Raw genomic sequence first — 17,785 nt, 5'->3', positions numbered from 1 at the left:
ACTCCCTCCCCCCCCCCCCCCCCCCCCCCCCCCCCCCCCCCCCCCCCCCCCTTGCCCCCCCCCCCCCCCCCCCCCCCCCCCCCCCCCCCACGACGAGACCGCCTGTCCCCGCACCGGGCGGTGGTGGTGCCGTCGGCCTGTGCTGTCAGGCGAAGACGATGGTGTGGTTGCCGTTGCGGATGACGCGGTCCTCGGCGTGCCACAGCACCGCGCGGGAGAGCACGGCGCGTTCCACGTCCGCGCCGCGGCGGGTGAGGTCGGCGGCGGTGTGGGCGTGGGTGACGCGGACGACGTCCTGCTCGATGATGGGTCCTTCGTCGAGGTCCTCGGTGACGTAGTGGGCGGTGGCCCCGACCAGCTTCACGCCCCGTTCCTTCGCCTTGGCGTACGGTCCGGCGCCGATGAAGGCCGGCAGGAAGGAGTGGTGGATGTTGATGATGGGGACGCCGACCTGCTCGATGAAGTCGCCGGAGATGATCTGCATGTAGCGGGCCAGGACCACGAAGTCGACGTTGCCCCTGAGCAGCCGCAGGTGCTCGGCCTCGGCGGCGGACTTGTCCGCGCCCTGGCAGGGGACGTGGAAGAAGGGGATGCCGAAGGAGCGTACCTCCTCGGCCACGTCCGGGTGGTTGGCGATCACCATGACGACGGTGACGGGCAGTTGGCCCTGCCGGTGCCGCCACAGGAGGTCGAGCAGGCAGTGGTCGGACTTCGAGGCGAAGATGGCGACCCGCTTGGGCACGGCGAGGTCGCGCAGGGTGTAGCTCAGCCCGAACGCGTCCACGAGGTGCTCGTCCAGGTCGGCGCGCAGGGCCGGCAGCGCGGCCTGGAGACCGTCGAGGCCGAACACGGTGCGCTGGAAGAAGGCACCGCCCTGCGGGTTGTCGGAGTACTGGTCGAGGGAGACGATGTTCGCGCCGTGCCGGCCGAGGACCGAGGTCACGGCGGCGACGATGCCCGTGGCGTCGGCGCCCTGCACGATCAGCGAGGCCTGCGACGTCGACGCCCTGCCCACGGTGGTGCGGGCCGGGGCGGCGTGCGTGAGGGTCATGCCAGGCTCTCCTTACGGAAGCGGGCGGCCCAGTCGGAGGTGGCCTTGAGCCCGCCGAACGTATAGAAGTGGATCTTCAACTCGCCGTGGCGGACGGGGTCGTGGGCCGCGGCGAGGTCGCGCAGGAAGCGGTCGGGTCCCGCGGTGCCCATCAGGTTGGTCAGGGAGAACCCGTACTTCTTCACGACGGAGGCACTGGTGCCGACGCCGAAACGGGCCGCGTACGACATCAGGCGGCGCACGCCGGCCGGACCGGGCACGCCGATCCTGACCGGCAGCCCGATGCCGTGGCCGCGGACCTCCTCCACCCAGGCCAGCACCGGATCGACGTCGAAGCCGAACTGGGTGATGATGCCGCCCTCCAGGGGCTGGGCGGTGAGCGCCGAGTGCTTGGCGCGCAACGCGGCCCAGAGTGCGCCGCCGTCGATCGCCGGATGGCCTTCCGGGTATCCGGCGATGCCGACGTGGCGGACGCCGTACTCCTGCAGGAGCCCCGTGTCGATCAGGGACAGGGAGTCGGTGTAGGGGCCCTCGGGGTGGGCCGGGTCGCCGCCGACCAGGAACACGTTGTCGCCGGTGCCGTCCGCCCGCAGTCCGGCCAGGAAGCGCTCGAAGTCCTCGCGCGAGCCGAGACGGCGGGCCGATATGTGCGGGACCGGGACGAAGCCGAGCCGCTTGACCGCCCTGGCCGCCGCGAGGCGCAGCTCCAGGTCCTCGTTGCCGAGGAAGGTGACATTGATCCGGGTGCCCTGCGGAATGCTGTCGCGGGCCTCCTCCAGTTTCGGGACGTCCTTCCCCGTCATCTCCAGGGAGAAGTCCTCGAGCAACGACGTGCCGGCCGCCGCTCGTACCGTGCTCGCGGGATTCATCTCTCTCGCCTCGTCTTTCGTACGGCCGTCGTCAGCGGTCGCGGCGGTAGAGCGTGCGCGCGTGCTCGTCGAACGGGGAGGGCTGGACGGTGGCGCGGATGCGCGGGAAGCCGAGATCGGCATCGGGGTCGGTGCCCGCGCCCGGGTGCTCGCCCCAGACCACCTCGACCCGGGTGCCCGGTTCGGCGTGCTCGGCGTCGACGAGGCTCTGCGCGAGCACGGCGCCGACCGGGTCGATCGACGCGCTCTGCATCGTGACCCCGACCAGTCCCGCGTCGGTCTCGACGCGGTGGCGGGCGTAGGAGAGGACGAAGCCGGGGTCCTCGCCCTGCCCGACGACACTGCGCACGTCGTCCGGATCGAGGACCAGGGTGACCTTGGAGCGCAGTGGCCCCTCCTTGGCCTTCAGGAGGGCGTCCCGGCCGACGAAGTCGTGGTTGAGGTGGATCAGCTTGCCGTAGCCGAGTTCGAACGGGGAGACGTAGTAGTCCTCGATGTCCGGGGAGAAGAAGCTTCCGTTCAGCGGGCGTTTGCCCTCGATGCCGAACAAGGGCAGCCACGTGCGGTATTCCGCGAGCTCGGGGTCGGTGTAGATACCGGGGACGGGCGAGGGGATCCAGCCGCTCTCCACGCTCGGCGTGGTGTACGCCAGCGCCCCGACCTGGACCAGGCCGAGCGGCTCGCCCGCCTTCAGGAAAGCCTCGTGGACGTACGCGGCGTGCTCCCACGGGCCGATGAACTCGAAGCCCGCCTGGCCGGCCATGCCGTGCCGCAGGGCGCGGAAGGAGCGGCCGTCGAGGGTGACCTGGCTGGAGTGGAAGAACTTCGTCTCCGGCAGCGGTCCGCCGAAGGCCCGCTCGACCAGGTCCATCGCCAGCGGGCCCTGGATCTGGTAGCGGAACAGCTTCGGGTCCCCGCCGCCGGGCCGGAACGCTGACGACGCGTCGGTCTCGAACGCGACGTCGTAGCCGCCCTTCTCGGCGTGGTACTGCACCCAGTGCTGCGCGGCCGGGATGCCGCTGAGCAGGTACGTGTTCTCGCCCTGCCGGGCGAGGATGCCGTCCGTGACGATGTCGCCGTGGCGTGTGACCGGCACGTACTGCTTGGCCTGGCCGATCGCGAACTTCTCGAAGTTGTTGACGCCGTGGTCGGCGAGCACCTTCGTGGCGTCGGGGCCCTCGATCCACATGTCGTACATGTGGTGGGAGAGGTTGAGGAGGGCCACGCCCTCGTGCCAGGCGGCCTGTTCCTGCCGCCAGCCGGAGTACTCGCGGGCCACGACCTCGGGGGTCCACGGCTCGGCGTCCGGCTGCCACAACAGCGCGACGGGCGATCCGGCCTTGTCGATGCCGTCCTGGAGAGAGGGGAGTCCCATGGCGGTTCCTTGTCTTGTAGCGATCTGTCCCGAGAAAGCTAGATCGATCTAGTAGAACTAAATCGATCTAGCGGAAGCTAGCAGAGCGGCCTCACCGAGAGGAGTGCCCGGGGCGCATCCTTTGCTGACGGGACCCGCGTGCCGCGCCGTCGGCCGGGTTCCCGCAGGCCGGGTCGAGGTCCTGGTCGTAGAGGTCTCGGGTGGAGTGGTCGAGGTACGCGGAGGCGATGCGCACCGCGTCGAGCCCCGCGTCGAGCCCCGAGTCGACGTCGTGGACGCGCACGCAGAACGCACATACTGCGCCCGGAGCCGGGCCGCGGCCCCCACTCCGGCTCGCGTCGGCGAGCGACGCCGGTCCTGGGGCGAACGGCCTTGCCACGCCGGTGTGACGGAGAGGACAGGGCCGCCGGGCCCCGGGATCGTGGTGTCCGGGGCCGGACGGGGTTGCCGGCAGGTCAGCGCTTGTCGCTCGCGAACGGCCTGCGGGAGATGGTGGCGCGAAGGGTGGTCTGGGAGTGCCGTTCCACCGAGGGATTGGCGGACCCGCCGTCGGGTTCGCCCCACACCAGCCGGATCTCGCGGCCGAAGCCCACCTCGTCCGCGTCGATCATGCAGACGGAGATCCAGCCACGGACGTTGGCCGAGTAGCTGCACAGGGTCGAGACACCGATCAGCCTGCCGTCGACGCTCTCGACCCGGTCGAACTGCGCGGCCGAGTAGAACGCGGCGGGCATCTCGATGTACTTGAACCGCCGGTCGCCCTGCTCGTACATGCTGGCGAAGACGCGGGCGACGTCGTCGCGGTGCCAGGACAGCCACACCTTCCTGCGGTGCTTGCGCCCGCGCATTTCCTCCAGAGCCTCCCGGCCGATGAAGTCGTGGTCGAACCTGAGGATGTGGCCGTAGCCCAGGTCGTAGGGGGTGACGTAGTAGTCCTCCACCTTGTCCGGGGTGAAGCTGCCGCCGGTCGAGAGGTGGGCCTCGAAGGAACGTGCGCCCAGCCACTCGCGGAACCGGCGCGTGCTCTCGCCCGAGTAGACGGCGGGCACGGTGGAGGCGATCCAGCCGGACTCGGTGGCCACGGACGCGTAGGCGCGGCCGCCCACCTGCCGGATCCCGTACGGCTCGCCCGCCTCCAGGATCGTGTCGCGGATGCCGTCGAGGTCGGCGTAGGGGCCGAAGAACTCCAGGCCCGGGAAGCCGGACATGCGGTGGTTGAGGGCGGTGGTCTCGTACTTGCCGATCTGGAAACGACCCATGCTGAAGAACGGGATGTCGGGCATGGGACCGCCGTTGACCACCTCGAAGATGCGGGCCGCGTGCGGTCCCTGCAACTGGAGGCGGTAGAACTCGCGGCCGTTCGGGTTCTGCGCGGTGCGCTCGTCCCGCCGGAGGGTGACGTCGTATCCGCCGGTCTCGGCATGGAAGTGCACCCAGTTGAGGGCGGGCGGCCGGCCGACGAGGCGGACCAGGTTGTCGGCGAGGCAGAAAAGGATGCAGTCGCCGATCATCCGGCCGTCGTGGTTGACGGCGATGAACTGCTTGGCCTGCATCGGGCCGAAGCCCTCGAAGCTGTTCGCGCCGAGCGCCGACAGCAGGCGGTAGCAGTCGGGACCCTCCACGGTCAGGTCGGTCATGTGGTGGGAGAGGTCCATGAGCGCCGCGCTGTTGCGCCAGCTCTCCTGCTCGTCCCGCCAGTTGGTGAACTCGGCGCGGATCGGGAAGGGGTAGGCCCCCGACCGGCCGCCGCGCAGCAGCCTCAGCGGGCCGCCTGCCTCGCGTATCTGGTCCTCGAGATGTGCCATTGCTTCCTCCGTGTTGTGCCTGTGCGGCTGCGGGCTCGTCACCAGGGATCGGGAAGGGAGGGAAGGGAGGGAGGGAAGGGATCGCCACGGGCAGGGCCGGCGGGTACGCGGGCAGGGGGCGCTCTCGGCCCGGCGTACCGCATACCGCATGCGCAGCGAACGGGAGCGGGCTCCGCCGCTATGTGAACTGTACTGTACAGTACTGTTATGGCCCGACGGGGACAAGGGGTCCGTGCGCACGGCCGGGAAGGCACGGACCGGGGCGGCCTCCACTGCTCCGCCCCGCAAGAAGGCGGCTTATACGATGGCGACCGTGCCCAGAACGAGATCCGCCGACCGCCGGAACCTGATCCTGCGAGCAGCCGGCGAGCTGTTCATCGCCAGAGGCTTCGCGGGCGTCAGCATGGACAACGTCCTGGCGGAGGTCGGCGGATCCAAGGCGACGCTCTACCGGCACTTCTCGGACAAGGCGGAGCTGTTCCAAGCCGCGGTGGAAGCCCTGTGCGACGAATGGTCGAAGCCGGTGCACACCTTCACGCCTCCGGGCACGGATCTCGCCGAGACACTCACGGCCCTGGGCGGGCATTTCGCCGCTCTGGTGCTCAGCCCCCAGGCCGTCGCCCTGCACCGGCTGGTCACCGCGGAGGCCGCACGCATGCCGGAGGTGGGCCGGGCCTTCTTCGAGCACGGCCCGTCGGCCGGCCAGCGTGTCCTGGCCGGGTATCTGCGGCAGGCGCGCGACGCCGGCGAGATCGAGGTGACCGACCCGGCCCGTGCGGCGGCACAGCTCTACCAGGCGATGCTGGGCGACGCCCAGATGCGCCTGCTGACCAACTCCCCGCAGAAGCTGGACGACGCGGAGATCCAGGAGGACATCGCCGTCGCCGTAAGGGTCTTCCTGCGCGGCGCGGCCCCGGCACCCACCCGCACCGGCGCGGTCACGACGCGAGCCGTCGGACGGTAGCCGCGGCGCTCCCGCTCCTTGCATGGACGGGCCGGACCGGTGGTGCGCGACGCATCCCGACTCTCCGGAGTGACCGCCGTGGCACCCGCGCAAGGAAGCGGCTCGCCACCTTAGGTTGCGGTGCGCGCACTCCCCCTGTCGCACGAAGAGGAGCAGCATCACGCGCAGTGATCGCGGTCGCAGTGCGCGGTGCCGGGACGACGAGCCGGTCCGGTCCCGCGTGTCCCGACCCGACCGCCCTCGCCACGTCCCGCACAGCACACAGGAGCCGCCCACCATGTGCCAGCACGACCATCCGACACAGAACCCGGCGAGCGGCACACCCCGGGACGGGACACCGCACCCGTCCCGCCGGACGCTCCTGGGCGCCGTGGCGGCGTCGGCGGTCGCCGCCGCACCGTTGCTCACCGCGGCACCCGCCGCGGCCGCACCCCTCGGGGCCGCACCCGCCACGGCCGCACCCGGCACAGCCTTGTCGCTCGTCCTGCTCGGCACCAACAGCGGACCGCCACCCCTGGCGAACCGCTACGGCATCTCGTCCGCCCTGGTCGTCAACGGCAGGACGTACGTCGTCGACTGCGGCCGCGGAGCGGTGAGCCAGTACATGCGCGCGGGGCTGTCCATGCCCTCGCTCACCGGAATCTTCCTCACCCACCTGCACGCCGACCACATCGTCGACTACTACTCCTTCCCCCTCCTGGCCGCCGGCGCGGCCGGCACGCAGGGGTTCCGGACACCGGTGTCCGTCCACGGCCCCGGCCCCGCCGGCATCCCGTCCACGGTGGCCGGCGCCCCCGGCCCGCTGCCGGGCACCGTCGCGATGACCCGGCTGGCCGGACAGGCGTACGCCGCCGCCCCCACCTTCTTCATGACCGAACACATCGGCATCGACCCGGCCACCCTGCTGGACGTCCACGACGTGCTGCCGCCGGCCGCGGCGGGCGCGTCGGCGACGGACACCGCACCCGCCATGCGCCCCTTCACCGTCATGGAGAACGACGACGTCAAGGTCACCGCCGTCCTGGTGCCGCACGGCGCCGTGTTCCCCGCCTACGCCTACCGCTTCGACACCGACCACGGCAGCGTCGTCTTCTCCGGCGACACGACCCTCTCCCCCAACGTCATCACGCTGGCCCGGGGAGCGGACGTGCTGGTCCACGAGGCCCTCTACCCCGAAGGGCTCGCGGGCCTGGGCCTGTCGCAGTCCCTCATCGACCACATCCTCGCCACGCACACCGACGTGGCCGAACTCGGCCGGATCGCCGCCGAGTCCGGCGTCGGCACCCTGGTCGCCACCCACCTCAGCCCGGGCGACCCGGCGGCGGTCCCCGCGGCGACCTGGCGACGTCTGCTCCGCGACAGCGCACGCAGCGCCGACTTCGGCGGCCGGACGGTCGTGGGGGCGGATCTGCTGAACGTCCCGGTCGTGCGGCGACGGGCGCGCCGGGGTTAGGGCAGGGACGCGCCCCGGCTCTGCGGCTACCCCGTTGCCGCCCGCTCGCGGATGAGCCGCACCGTGCGCACGGGCTCCTCCGGGCCTGCGGGTCCCCCGTGACGTGTCGCTCACCGGCTTCGACGACGTCCCCTACGCCGCGGACCTGACCCCGTCCCTCACCACGGTCCGGGTCCCGTACGAGGAACTGGGGCGGACCGCCGTACGCCTGGCGTTCGACCGCGAGGAGACGTCAAGGGTGACGACCATGTGGTCCTGAGCACCCAGTTGGTGATCCGGGAGTCGGGGCGGCCGCACAAGTGACGTACCGCCGTACCGCCCCCGTTTGGTGCGCTCGGTGGTGCCGATCGGGCTACGGCCGTGCCCCCGGTCGGCCGGGGGCACGGCTTCGCATCTTGGACGCGGTCCCGTCCGGTCGGCTCACACGGTCAGTGCTTGCCGTTGGTGACGAGCCACTTGCCGTCGACCCAGTTGCCGACGGTCTCGTAGCCGGAGCGGAAGGAACCGAGCCAGTTCAGCTCGAGGTTCGCCTCGGCGGTGGACCTGACGGGGGTGTAGCTGCTCGCGTCGGTGGCCGGGCCGCCCGTGGTGTTCTTGGCGTAATAGGGGAAGGGGTACACCGGGCGGGAGGCGGTGGTGTTCCCGCTGCTGTCGACCGACCTTGTCGTCAGGCTGGCCGGGGCGTCGCCCTTGGTGACCCAGTCGGTGATCGCGGTCAGTGCGTCGAAGGTGTCCGGGCCCTGGCCGCCGCCGCAGTGCGCCACACCGGGGAGCAGGAACAGCCGGGCGAAGCTCTCGGTGGCCGCCTCGCCACCCATGGCCTTCTCAACGGCCTTGTAGTAGGCCATCGTTCCCACGGCCGGTATGTGCTGGTCGCCCAGTCCGTGCCAGAGGATCAGCTTGCCTCCGGCCTTCCTGAAGGCGCTGAGGTCCGGGTCGGTGGCGTCGTACATGCCCTCGCCCAGCTGCATGACTTTGCGGTAGTAGGCGGCCGTGAACTTGATGTCCTTGTACGTCAGCGCCGGCTGCGGGCTGTCGAAGATCTGGTAGCGCAGGGTCTCGCGGACGAAGCTGATGTCACCGGAGGCGCCGGTGGCGGTGGCCGGGGTGATGATCCCGGCCCAGTTCAGCTCGGAGCCGCGCAGCTGGTAGCCCGGGTACAGCAGCCTGCCGTGCTCGTCGGTGGGGCCGGCGTAGATCCGGCGCAGGGTGGTGACCTGGTCGGCGGTCAGGCAGTAGTCGTCGGACGTCGACGTCTGCCCGGCCTTGCACCGGATGGTGCCGGGGTCCCAGGTGCAGCTCAGCGGGTCCGCGATGATGCCGTCGGCGGGCGCGCCGCAGCCCTTGAGCACGGCCTTGTGCAGGTCCGCGAGGTCGGCGTTGGTGATGGTCGCCGGGCCGCCGTCGAGGTAGACGGACTGAGCGGTCCAGGCGTGCGAGAAGGTGTTCAGCGCGGTGAAGTTGTTGGCCGGGGCGCCGGCGATGATGCCGTCGAAGTCGGTCGGGTAGCGCTGGGCCTCGGTGAGCGCCTGGTGACCGCCCTGCGAGCAGCCGTCGAAGTAGGAGTGGGTGGCCGCCTGGCCGTAGTACTTCTCGATGACGGCCTTGGACGCCTGGACCAGCTCGTGGTCGGACTTGTAGCCGAAGTCCGCGCGCAGCGTCGGGTCGCTGGAGAAGAGCCCGCCGCCCTGGTAGTGGCCCTCGTCGCTGGAGGCGACGGCGAAGGCGCCGGACGTGAGCGGGACACAGCCGGTGGAGGCGGGGGCGTTGGTCACGTTGGTGTTGCCGCACAGACCGCCGCAGCCGACCTGGAGGTAGTCGGCCTGCCAGCCCGTCTCGGGCAGTTTGATCTCGAAGTGGATCTGCGGGGCGATCACGCCCTTCACGTCGCAGGCGGCCCAGTTGCCCAGCGTGTTGCTGCTCGCGGCGAGTTCGGCGGCCGAGGTGATCTCGAAGGGAACGCCGGGGACAGCGCTCGCCAGGTCCAGCTGGGCGACGGCGGAGCAGGACATGGCCGGCGCGATGCCCGAGGACGTGTCACTCGCCGCCCTGACGGAGGTGGCGGTGGAGACCTGGCCGCCGGTCAGGGAGATGGCGAGAGCCGTACTCGCTCCCGTCACGAGCGCGAGACCCGCAGCGAGGACCGCCAGGAAAGGAGTTGTCTTCCAACGACACCATCTGGAGAGCATGCGCATGCTCCGTCTCCGTTCGAACGTCAGGGAAGCCGGGCGGTTTCGGCGCGGCAGGCGGGCCCATCGGCAGCGACACCGGCCTTGTTGTGTGACTGCGGCTTCGCATGGGGCTACGGCGAGAAAGAACGTAGTCCCGTCCTCCGCCCCCAACAAGACCGTCGACCAAATTGTTGACGTTTTTGTCTCACCGTGACCTCCGGGGCGCCCTGCGCCGTCGAGCAAGCGGCCTTCCCTGCCGGTACCGGGCTCGATGCCGGAGCCCCTGGGCGGCCGGACCGCCGGCCGGGGTTGGGGGGGGGGGGGGGGGGGGCCTCCCCCCCCCCCCCCCCCCCCCCCCCCCCCCCCCCCCCCCCCCCCCCGGCGCTCCGGCAGGGCACCACCGGACCGGACCGCCGCCGTCGTGCGCGCCGCGGCACCCGAGGACCGGGGATTTCGTGGCGTGGCTCGCGTGTCCCCGTCGCCCGCTACCGCGACTGGCGCATGATCCAGTCCCGGATGCCCGGGATGGTGTAGGCGATGCGCCAGGTCTCCATGTGTGCGCTGGTCGTGGAACCGGACGGCACGGTGGTGCCGGCCTGGAAGGACGCGTAGTTGACCGGGGCCTTCTGCTGCTTCAGGCTGCGTACGTCCGCGGCGAACTGGGCGGCGGTGGACCGGCCGTCCCACACGGCGGTGCCGACCTTGGTGCCCGCTTCCTCGATGACCTGGGTGATCGCGTTCTCACCGGGGAAGGCCTTGGTGTCGTCCTGGGAGACGACGATCCACAGCTTCTTGGCGGCGAGCGGCGCGGCCTGGTCGGAGGGCCACTGGCCGGCGACGATGTAGGCGGCGGCGAACAGGTCGGGGTACCTGATGTTCAGGCCCAGCGACATCATGGCGCCCATCGACTGACCGGTGGTGTAACGCCGGTCGGCATCGATGCTGTACTCCTGCGTCACGGCCTCGACGAGGTGGGCCGTGGCGTCGAACAGGGTCGACGGCTCGTAGGTGTCGTCGATCACGACCGCGCCGTACTCGGGCGCCAGGACGAAGGCCTCGTGCCGTGCCTGGTCCTCGTCGCTCGCCCAGCACACGGCGCCCAGCCCCTGGACCAGGGGGCCCTGCGTGGCGACGTTGACGACGCTCGCGTCGTGCATGAACAGCACCAGCGGGTACCGCTTGCGAGGGTCGTAGCGCTTCGGGACGAAGAGGTTGTACTTCAGGGTCTGGCCCGTCGCGGGGTCGTCGAAGGTGAACTGCCGGAAGTCGTCGACGATCAGGTTGACGACCCGGCTGGTGGTCAGGGTCGTGCCGTCGGGTGCGTAGCGGCGGCCCTGGACGGTGGTGACGGTGTCCTTCTGGACGAGGGAGGCCGCGGCCGCCACGATCGTGCCGCCCGGCGTGGTGTCACCGACCTGCGGGCCGCCACTGCCCGGAGCACCGCCGCCCGACCCGTCGGACGCGCTCGGCGAGGGGCTGGGCGACGTGCCGGCGCTGCTCGACGCGGTGGGCGAGGCACCGCCGCCACCAGGGCCCTGCTGGGTGACCCACAGCGCCGCCGCCGTGTCGTCGGCCGAGAGCTCGATGATCACGTAGCGGCCGTCCCTGCCCCGCTCCGCGAGCTCGGCCGTCCTGTTCGCGTACACCTTGGTGATGGTCCGGTCCGTCACGCCGAACGTCGACGTGCTCAGAGACGAGGTGGCGATGTCCCGGTCGTACTCCACGGCCACGGCGATCAGCTTCTGCCCGTCGCCGAAGACCTTGGTGACGGCGGTGGCACCGAGTATGTGACCGGCTCGCGAGCGCGTGCCGTCTGAGGCCGCGGCCGAGCCGTAGGCCGCGGTGCCCAGCAGGGCCGCGGCTCCGGCGGTCGCGGACCCGGCGATGAACGTACGCCTGGCAACCAATGGGAACTCCTCATGGCAGGGGCGGGAAACCGTCGGGAAAATTCACGGCGGTTCCCCTACGGGAATTTTCTGACGTGGCGAACCGCTCCCGGACGCTCGCCGGTGAGGGCGGATTTCATGAACGCGGCGCGGTCGGCGGTCGTCTTCGCGGCCGACGTCACCGTGACGTCCGTGGCGAGTTCGGTGGCGGCCGACCTGCCGTATCGGACAGCGAGGCCGACCCGGATGGCCCCACGGCCGGCTTCCTTCTCTTTCTCGACTTCGCGTATGACACGCGAATGCGAGGGGAATCGAGGACGCCGGCAACGGAGGCGGTGTACCTCAGTGCAGGGCTTTGATGATCCGTTCGATCCGGGCCGCCGCCTTCTCCGCGGTGCCCTTCATGTAGAAACCGTCCACCGCTTCGTAGGTGAAGTGCTCGAAATTCCAGCGGTCGGGCATGTTCTTGGCGCCGCCTTCGAACATCGACATCACGAAGGTGCTGGCGAAGGGCGACGCCTTGCGGATGGCCGTGGCGGTGGAGGTGGACAGTTCGGGCTCCACTCCGGCGAACACGCCCTTGCCGACCTGGAAGATCCACAGGGGTACCTCGGCGGTGCCGACGGGGGTGAAGGTGGCCGTCTTGACCGGTCCGGTGGCCTGGGCGGTCTGGACCTGGGTGGTGGTGATGTCGTCGGTGACCAGGCGGACCGTGACGTTCCTGCCGCGCTCGTAGGAGGTGATGGCCTGCGCCACCCGTACGATCTCGTTCCCCAGGCGCTCGCCCTGCGCGGTCAGCAGGGCGAAGCCGGCGTCGTGCAGGTCGACGCCGTAGGTCCAGTTCTTGTCCTTGTCGATCGTGTAGCGCTTCGAGCGGTAGCCCGGGAACTGGTCGCCGCAGGCGCCGACGAGCCAGAAGCCGATGGCGCCGGAGTACTGGGCCTCGACGTGGGCCACGGCGGCGCCCGCGAGGTCGGCGGTGATCGGCAGGCTGCCGTCGCTCATCACGGAGTCCTGCATCACGCAGGACTGCACGTTGTAGTTGGTCAGCACGGCGATGGGGTTGCCGTCGAGGTCGTTGAACCGGGCGACGTACACGCCCTTGTCCGAGGGACCCTGCTCGTCGGCGCCGAGCCAGTAGCCGTCGGCGGTGAGCACATTGCGGTTGACATTGACATCGGCCGCGCCGGCACCGTAGCCGACCTCGGCGTCCTGGAGGTTCTGCACCGCGTCCGCCACCGCGCTCCGGGCGGCGGCCGCGATGTTCTGCACGTACGCCGCCGCGCCGGAGGACGAACTGGCGGCCTGGACGTGCGGCGCGGAGAAGCAGTGCGTCACCGTGACCATGATGTCGGCGGCGGCGATCCCGGTGGCCGCGGTGACGGCCTGCCGGACCAGCGTGATCGCCTCCGCGCTGATCGAGGTCAGGTCCAGGACGACCAGAGCGATGCGCCGGGACCCGGACTCCACGAGGAGCACCCGCGCGTACAGGTCGTCGTGGACCGAGGTGAAGTTGTCCAGCGGCAGCAGCGCGGACGAGGGGGTGAACGCGGCCTTTCCCGCACCCACTTTCAGGCCGGTGCCGGACGCCGTCGCGGCCCGGGCCGCGGTGGCGCCGCCCACGACGGTCGTGGCCGCCGCGGCGAGGGCCGCGGACGCGGCCACGAAGGACCGCCGGCTCACGGGCCGGGAGGCACCGGCGTCCTCGGTCCCGGCTTCGTGCTGTTCGGACATCACAAACCTCCGCAGTACATCTGGGGCGAACTCGTCAGAAATTCCTCGAGTCCGCCTCGTCGGCTCGTCTCGTTCAAGCGGATTCAGCATCACAAGCGCATCGCGGCGATTCACGAGCATCACCATCGATATGCCGTCGGGCAATTCTCAGGACGCAACCATTGGGTTCATCGCGTGCATGCTGCGCGCCATGCCGGCGTTTTTCGGCTCACCCGGAGCGGAAACTGCACGCGAAACGCAAGGTCGGGCACCCGGTGCGCGCGAAATCGGCCACACATGTCATTTCCTTGGCCGTCCGCTGTGAAATGGCCATGAATTCTTCGCGTCGGCTCTTTTCAGCCGACCCGGCCCGGACAGCGGCAATGCCCGGCCGGCTCGAAGACTCGAAGACCCGGCGAGACGACGGAGGTGGCACACGCAGGCCCGCCTGCCGGTGCTCTCCGGACCGAGGCCCCCACCCGGTCGCGAGGCATGGGCAGTTCAGGAACACCCCCCACCGGCCCGCACCCGAACGAGAGACACGCGCGCAAGCCGCAGGCCTCACGATCCGTGACCACCGCAGGTCGTTGTTGGACGGGCCGTCACATTACCGAACCGTAACCTGCACGGTGGTGCCACGAGTAACTTACTCGCGCGTAAGGTTCTGGCGCAGTCGCCACCGAGCGGCGAGAGCGCGCCCATGGGACGGCCGCGCTCCCGTGCCGCACCCGCCTGTGCACCTCACTCCAGCCGCATCACAGGAGGTTCGCCATGCCCGCACGCAGACGGCTTCTGGCCGCGGCAGTCACCGCTGCCGCCTGCCTAGGCGCTCAGGCCCTCTCGGAGACCCCCGCCTCGGCGGCCGCCGAGGTGGTCTCCCGGGGTGTCGCCATCCCCGCGTTCTACAACCCGCCCGCCGAACTGCCCGCGGCCGACGGCACCCTGATCCGCAGCGAGCCGCTCCGGCTCGCCCTCAGCCTGCCCGGCCTCGGCGGGCCGCTCCCCGGCAGCGCGACCCGTCTGATGTACAAGTCCACGGACTCCACCGGCCGGCCGGTGGCCGTCACCGGCGCCTACATCGAGCCGTCCGCCGCATGGCAGGGCGGCGGACCGCGCCCCCTGGTCGTGGTGGCTCCCGGCACCATGGGACAGGGCGACCAGTGCGCCGCCTCGCTGGGACTCGAACACCCGGTGACGGTCAACAGCCAGACCGTCTCCGTCGGTTACGAGGACCTGGCGATCTACCGTCTGCTCGCGAAGGGCGTGGCGGTGGTCGTCACCGACTACGTCGGTCTCGGCGCGACCGACCGCCTGCACACCTATGTCAACCGCGTCGACGAGGGGCACGCGGTGCTGGACGCCGCCCGCGCCGCCCGCTCGGTCGGCGGAGCCTCCGTCACCGAGGCCTCCCGGGTGGGGCTGTTCGGCTACAGCCAGGGCGGCGGGGCGACCGCCGCAGCAGCCGAACTCCAGGCGTCCTACGCCCCCGACGTCACACTCGCCGGCACCTACGCGGGCGCCCCGCCCGCCGACCTGACCTCGGTCACCAAGGCCATCGACGGCAGCGAACTGGCCGGTGCGCTGGGCTGGTCACTCAACGGCTTCCTCCAGTCCGACCCCTCGCTGCGGCCGATCGCCGAGGCGCATCTCAACGCCACGGGCAAGGCCGCCCTGGCGGACCTGTCGACCATGTGCGTCGGCGACGCGATCCTCGGCTACGCCTACGCGAAGAGCACCAAGTGGACGACCGACGGGCAGTCCATCAGCGACATCATCGCCAACACGCCCGTGCTCCAGTCGTTCCTGGACGGCCAGCGCATCGGCACCCGCACACCGTCCGGACCCGTCCGCATCGCAACCGGCGTCAGCGACGACCTCGTTCCGCACTCCCAAGCCCGGCAGCTCGCCGTCGACTGGTGCCGCAAGGGGGGTGACGTCACGTACAAGGCCGTCGTCCTGCCCGACGTCGGCAGCGCCCTCCTCAACCACTTCGCGCCGCTCCTCACCGACCAGGGCGACGCAGTCCGCTGGCTGGCCGACCGCCTCGCCGGCGAGGCGCCCACCTCCAACTGCGCCGGCCTGCCCGTGCAGCCCTGATACCGGGCCACGCCGGAGTGTGCCGGGCAGGGCGGCAGCAGGTCGGCGGCGGTCCTTCGACGTTCAGGCCGCGGGCGTCGTCGACGGGGTCCCGGGTGGCATGTTGAAGGGTGTGACCACCTGGATCGCCGACGGCAGGGCGGGGCCGTCGGGCGGGAGTGCCTTGTGGGCGCGCATGATCGTCTGGCAGGCGCGGCGCATGTCCTGGCGCAGGTCGTGGTGGAGCACCGCGGACAGGCGGCGCTCGCGCAGCAGCCGGGTGTTGTCTCGGTCCAGGTCGTGGGCGATGAACACCACGCACTGGCGTCCGAGCGCGTCGAACGCCTCCAGGGTGGCGCGGTTGCCGCCGCCCACGGAGTACACGGCCACGATGTCCTCGTCGCGTTCGAGCGCGTCGACGACGAGGTCGTACTGGGTGGTGTCCAGGCCGTCGCTGTCCGTGACCTCCACCAGGGACCGGTGCGGACCGGTGAGGCGCATCGCGCTGCGGAAGCCCATCTCGCGCTCCTCCTCGCCCCGGAAGGATCCCCGGCTGAGGGTCGTGAGCACATGGCCGGGCCGGTCGCCCAGCCACTGTTCGAGGAGATAGGCGGCCGTGGTGCCTGCCGCGCGGTTGTCGATGCCGACGTAGGCCATGCGTGCGCTGTGCGGGAGGTCGGTCACCAGGGTGACGACGGGGATGCCCGCCGCGACCAGTCGCCCGACGGCGGCAGCGACCTCCGGTACGTCGGGGGCCTTGAGGATCACGCCCTGCGAACCCCGCTTGGCGATCTTGTCCAGGGTCCCGATCAGCTCGGCGGCCGGGCAGGTCTCACGGAAGTGGAAGCGCGACCGCACGACGGCGGGATGGAGGGAGGGCAGTTCGGCCTCCAGCGCCTCGCGCACCGCGGTGGAGAACCGCTCCGGTGCCTGCATCACGATGTCGATCATGAAGGTGCGGCCGCCGATGCGGACCTGCGCCTGCTGGCGGTCCAGGTCCTTGATGGCTTCCCGCACCTCCCTGACGGTGCTCTCCCGCACATTGCCGCGCTCGTTGAGCACACGGTCCACCGTGGCCGTGCTCAGGCCTGCCTGGCGGGCGATTTCCCTGATCGGGTAAGGGTGCCTCATGACGGATTCGCAAACCTTCTGATGCACTTTTGATGTATTGCCAAGCATTGAATGATGGCTTCGGGTTCTCAAGACTGGCAGAAATGCACGGACGACGAAAGGACCACGGATGCCCATCTCCACCGCGGGAGCGCGGACCTGGCTGACCGAGGCCGACTGCGACCTCGACGCGTTCCGCTCCCTCGTGGACCAGCGCACCGATCCCGCCGACACCCCCTCGGCCGAGCACGTGGAGCAGAACGTCCCGCTCTACGACAGCGACCGGCTCCGCCTCCTCACGGCCACCCCGGAAGGCCGGCGCGAGGTGCAGGGCGAACTGGTCCGGGCACTGCTCGACGGCCCCGGCATCGTGGTCCTCAAGGGTGCGTTCGCCGATGAGGACGTCGTCGACCGGGCCACCGCGGCCTTCACGGCGCTGATCGAGGAAGAGCGCGCGAGCGGTGCCGCCCGCGGCGACCACTTCGCGAAGCCGGGCGCCAACGACCGCGTCTGGAACGCCCTGGACAAGGTGGCCGTACGGGCGCCCGAGGTGTTCGCCGACTACTACGCCAACGACATGGTCGCGCTGATCGCCGAGGCCTGGCTGGGCCCCGCCTACCAGGTCACCTCACAGGTCAACGTGGTCAACCCGGGCGGCGCCGCACAGAGCGTGCACCGCGACTACCACCTCGGCTTCCTCTCCCAGGAGCGGGCCGCCGCCTACCCGGCGCACGTGCACCGCCTGTCCCCCGTCCTCACCCTCCAGGGCGCCGTCGCCCACTGCGACATGCCCGTCGAGTCCGGCCCCACGCTCTACCTCCCGCACTCCCAGAAGTACGAGCCCGGCTACCTCGCCTGGCGACTGCCCGAGTTCGTCGAGTACTTCGACACCCACCACGTCCAACTCCCCCTGGACAACGGCGACGCCGTCTTCTTCAACCCCGCGCTCTTCCACGCCGCCGGGCACAACCGCTCCACCGGCATCCGCCGCATGGCGAACCTGCTGCAGATCTCCTCCGCCTTCGGGCGCGCCATGGAGACGGTGGACCGTGCGGCGATGGCGCGCGCCCTCTTCCCCGTGCTGCTGCGCCGGAAGGCCGAGGGGGTCTCGGAGGACTGGCTGCGCCGCGTGGTCGCCGCCACCGCCGAGGGCTATCCCTTCCCCACCGACCTGGACCTCGACCCGCCGGTCGACGGTCTCGCCCCGCCCTCGCAGGCGGACACCGTGTGGAAGGCCGTGGCGGAGGGCTGGTCGCCCGAGCTGCTGCACGAGGAACTGCAGGCGGCCGCCAAGCGCCGCCGGAGCTGAAGG

Annotated in this window: 13 protein-coding genes and 1 pseudogene; 5 read left to right on the top strand and 9 right to left on the bottom strand. The window is 70.8% G+C overall.

The features are described from left to right. Positions 1 to 145: 145 nt before the first annotated feature. From purU to ACZ63F_RS02385, 5 genes are all read right to left on the bottom strand, one after another. A complete protein-coding gene (gene purU, locus ACZ63F_RS02405; RefSeq protein ID WP_469707916.1) occupies positions 146 to 1,051 on the bottom strand; it encodes a formyltetrahydrofolate deformylase in 906 nt (301 codons plus the stop codon). Then, positions 1,048 to 1,920 carry a methylenetetrahydrofolate reductase gene (locus tag ACZ63F_RS02400; protein WP_469707915.1) on the bottom strand — a complete coding sequence of 291 codons (873 nt, stop codon included), beginning with the start codon at positions 1,918 to 1,920 and terminating at the stop codon, positions 1,048 to 1,050. Before ACZ63F_RS02400 ends, purU begins: the two co-directional genes overlap by 4 nt. Positions 1,921 to 1,951: 31 nt before the next feature. Then, positions 1,952 to 3,295 (bottom strand): aminomethyl transferase family protein, encoded by a 1,344-nt coding sequence (locus tag ACZ63F_RS02395; RefSeq protein WP_469707913.1) that lies wholly within the window; start codon positions 3,293 to 3,295, stop codon positions 1,952 to 1,954. Between the two features lie 91 nt (positions 3,296 to 3,386). Beyond that, complete coding sequence (locus tag ACZ63F_RS02390) at positions 3,387 to 3,578, bottom strand: hypothetical protein (RefSeq protein ID WP_469707912.1); 192 nt, start codon at positions 3,576 to 3,578, stop codon at positions 3,387 to 3,389. A 172-nt stretch (positions 3,579 to 3,750) separates the two neighbouring features. After that, the gene (locus ACZ63F_RS02385; protein ID WP_469707910.1) at positions 3,751 to 5,100 is read right to left on the bottom strand and encodes an aminomethyl transferase family protein; all 1,350 of its coding nucleotides are present in this window, start codon (positions 5,098 to 5,100) and stop codon (positions 3,751 to 3,753) included. Between the two features lie 313 nt (positions 5,101 to 5,413). On the opposite strand from ACZ63F_RS02385, the gene ACZ63F_RS02380 reads away from it, so the two are divergent. The 3 genes and pseudogenes from ACZ63F_RS02380 to ACZ63F_RS02370 form a co-directional block, all read left to right on the top strand. Next, the gene (locus ACZ63F_RS02380) at positions 5,414 to 6,064 is read left to right on the top strand and encodes a TetR/AcrR family transcriptional regulator (RefSeq protein WP_469707907.1); all 651 of its coding nucleotides are present in this window, start codon (positions 5,414 to 5,416) and stop codon (positions 6,062 to 6,064) included. 277 nt (positions 6,065 to 6,341) lie between these two features. Continuing rightward, positions 6,342 to 7,517: an MBL fold metallo-hydrolase gene (locus ACZ63F_RS02375; protein ID WP_469707906.1), complete on the top strand. Its 1,176-nt coding sequence runs from the start codon at positions 6,342 to 6,344 to the stop codon at positions 7,515 to 7,517. Positions 7,518 to 7,599: 82 nt separating this feature from the next. Then, positions 7,600 to 7,820, top strand: a pseudogene (locus ACZ63F_RS02370) (substrate-binding domain-containing protein); the annotation flags it as partial. A gap of 125 nt (positions 7,821 to 7,945) precedes the next feature. Here ACZ63F_RS02370 and ACZ63F_RS02365 read toward each other — a convergent pair. From ACZ63F_RS02365 to ACZ63F_RS02355, 3 genes are all read right to left on the bottom strand, one after another. Next, entirely contained in the window at positions 7,946 to 9,637 is a 1,692-nt protein-coding gene (locus ACZ63F_RS02365) for a tannase/feruloyl esterase family alpha/beta hydrolase (protein WP_469707904.1), read from the bottom strand. A gap of 536 nt (positions 9,638 to 10,173) precedes the next feature. Beyond that, complete coding sequence (locus ACZ63F_RS02360) at positions 10,174 to 11,595, bottom strand: alpha/beta hydrolase-fold protein (RefSeq protein WP_469707902.1); 1,422 nt, start codon at positions 11,593 to 11,595, stop codon at positions 10,174 to 10,176. A 321-nt stretch (positions 11,596 to 11,916) separates the two neighbouring features. Next, positions 11,917 to 13,308: a hypothetical protein gene (locus ACZ63F_RS02355; RefSeq protein WP_469707900.1), complete on the bottom strand. Its 1,392-nt coding sequence runs from the start codon at positions 13,306 to 13,308 to the stop codon at positions 11,917 to 11,919. 750 nt (positions 13,309 to 14,058) lie between these two features. Here ACZ63F_RS02355 and ACZ63F_RS02350 point away from each other — a divergent pair. Next, positions 14,059 to 15,384, top strand: coding sequence for a lipase family protein (locus tag ACZ63F_RS02350; RefSeq protein WP_469707899.1), 1,326 nt, complete (start codon positions 14,059 to 14,061; stop codon positions 15,382 to 15,384). Positions 15,385 to 15,447: 63 nt separating this feature from the next. Here ACZ63F_RS02350 and ACZ63F_RS02345 read toward each other — a convergent pair whose 3' ends face one another. Continuing rightward, positions 15,448 to 16,494, bottom strand: coding sequence for a LacI family DNA-binding transcriptional regulator (locus ACZ63F_RS02345; protein WP_469707898.1), 1,047 nt, complete (start codon positions 16,492 to 16,494; stop codon positions 15,448 to 15,450). Positions 16,495 to 16,603: 109 nt separating this feature from the next. Between ACZ63F_RS02345 and ACZ63F_RS02340 the strand changes: the two genes are divergently transcribed. Next, entirely contained in the window at positions 16,604 to 17,782 is a 1,179-nt protein-coding gene (locus ACZ63F_RS02340) for a phytanoyl-CoA dioxygenase family protein (RefSeq protein WP_469707897.1), read from the top strand. The last annotated feature ends 3 nt before the right edge of the window (positions 17,783 to 17,785 follow it).

This window comes from Streptomyces sp. NPDC104761 (assembly GCF_055583445.1).
Note: the sequence above shows the minus strand (reverse complement) of the source record. Positions and strands in the feature narration are given on the sequence as shown.

Bases quoted from the DNA above. Each gene is read 5' to 3' on its own strand.
- ACZ63F_RS02345 (WP_469707898.1), bottom strand. From the start codon at position 16,494: ATGAGGCACCCTTACCCGATCAGGGAAATCGCCCGCCAGGCAGGCCTG.
- ACZ63F_RS02400 (WP_469707915.1), bottom strand. From the start codon at position 1,920: ATGAATCCCGCGAGCACGGTACGAGCGGCGGCCGGCACGTCGTTGCTC.
- ACZ63F_RS02375 (WP_469707906.1), top strand. From the start codon at position 6,342: ATGTGCCAGCACGACCATCCGACACAGAACCCGGCGAGCGGCACACCC.
- ACZ63F_RS02385 (WP_469707910.1), bottom strand. From the start codon at position 5,100: ATGGCACATCTCGAGGACCAGATACGCGAGGCAGGCGGCCCGCTGAGG.
- ACZ63F_RS02355 (WP_469707900.1), bottom strand. From the start codon at position 13,308: ATGTCCGAACAGCACGAAGCCGGGACCGAGGACGCCGGTGCCTCCCGG.
- purU (WP_469707916.1), bottom strand. From the start codon at position 1,051: ATGACCCTCACGCACGCCGCCCCGGCCCGCACCACCGTGGGCAGGGCG.
- ACZ63F_RS02340 (WP_469707897.1), top strand. From the start codon at position 16,604: ATGCCCATCTCCACCGCGGGAGCGCGGACCTGGCTGACCGAGGCCGAC.
- ACZ63F_RS02395 (WP_469707913.1), bottom strand. From the start codon at position 3,295: ATGGGACTCCCCTCTCTCCAGGACGGCATCGACAAGGCCGGATCGCCC.
- ACZ63F_RS02350 (WP_469707899.1), top strand. From the start codon at position 14,059: ATGCCCGCACGCAGACGGCTTCTGGCCGCGGCAGTCACCGCTGCCGCC.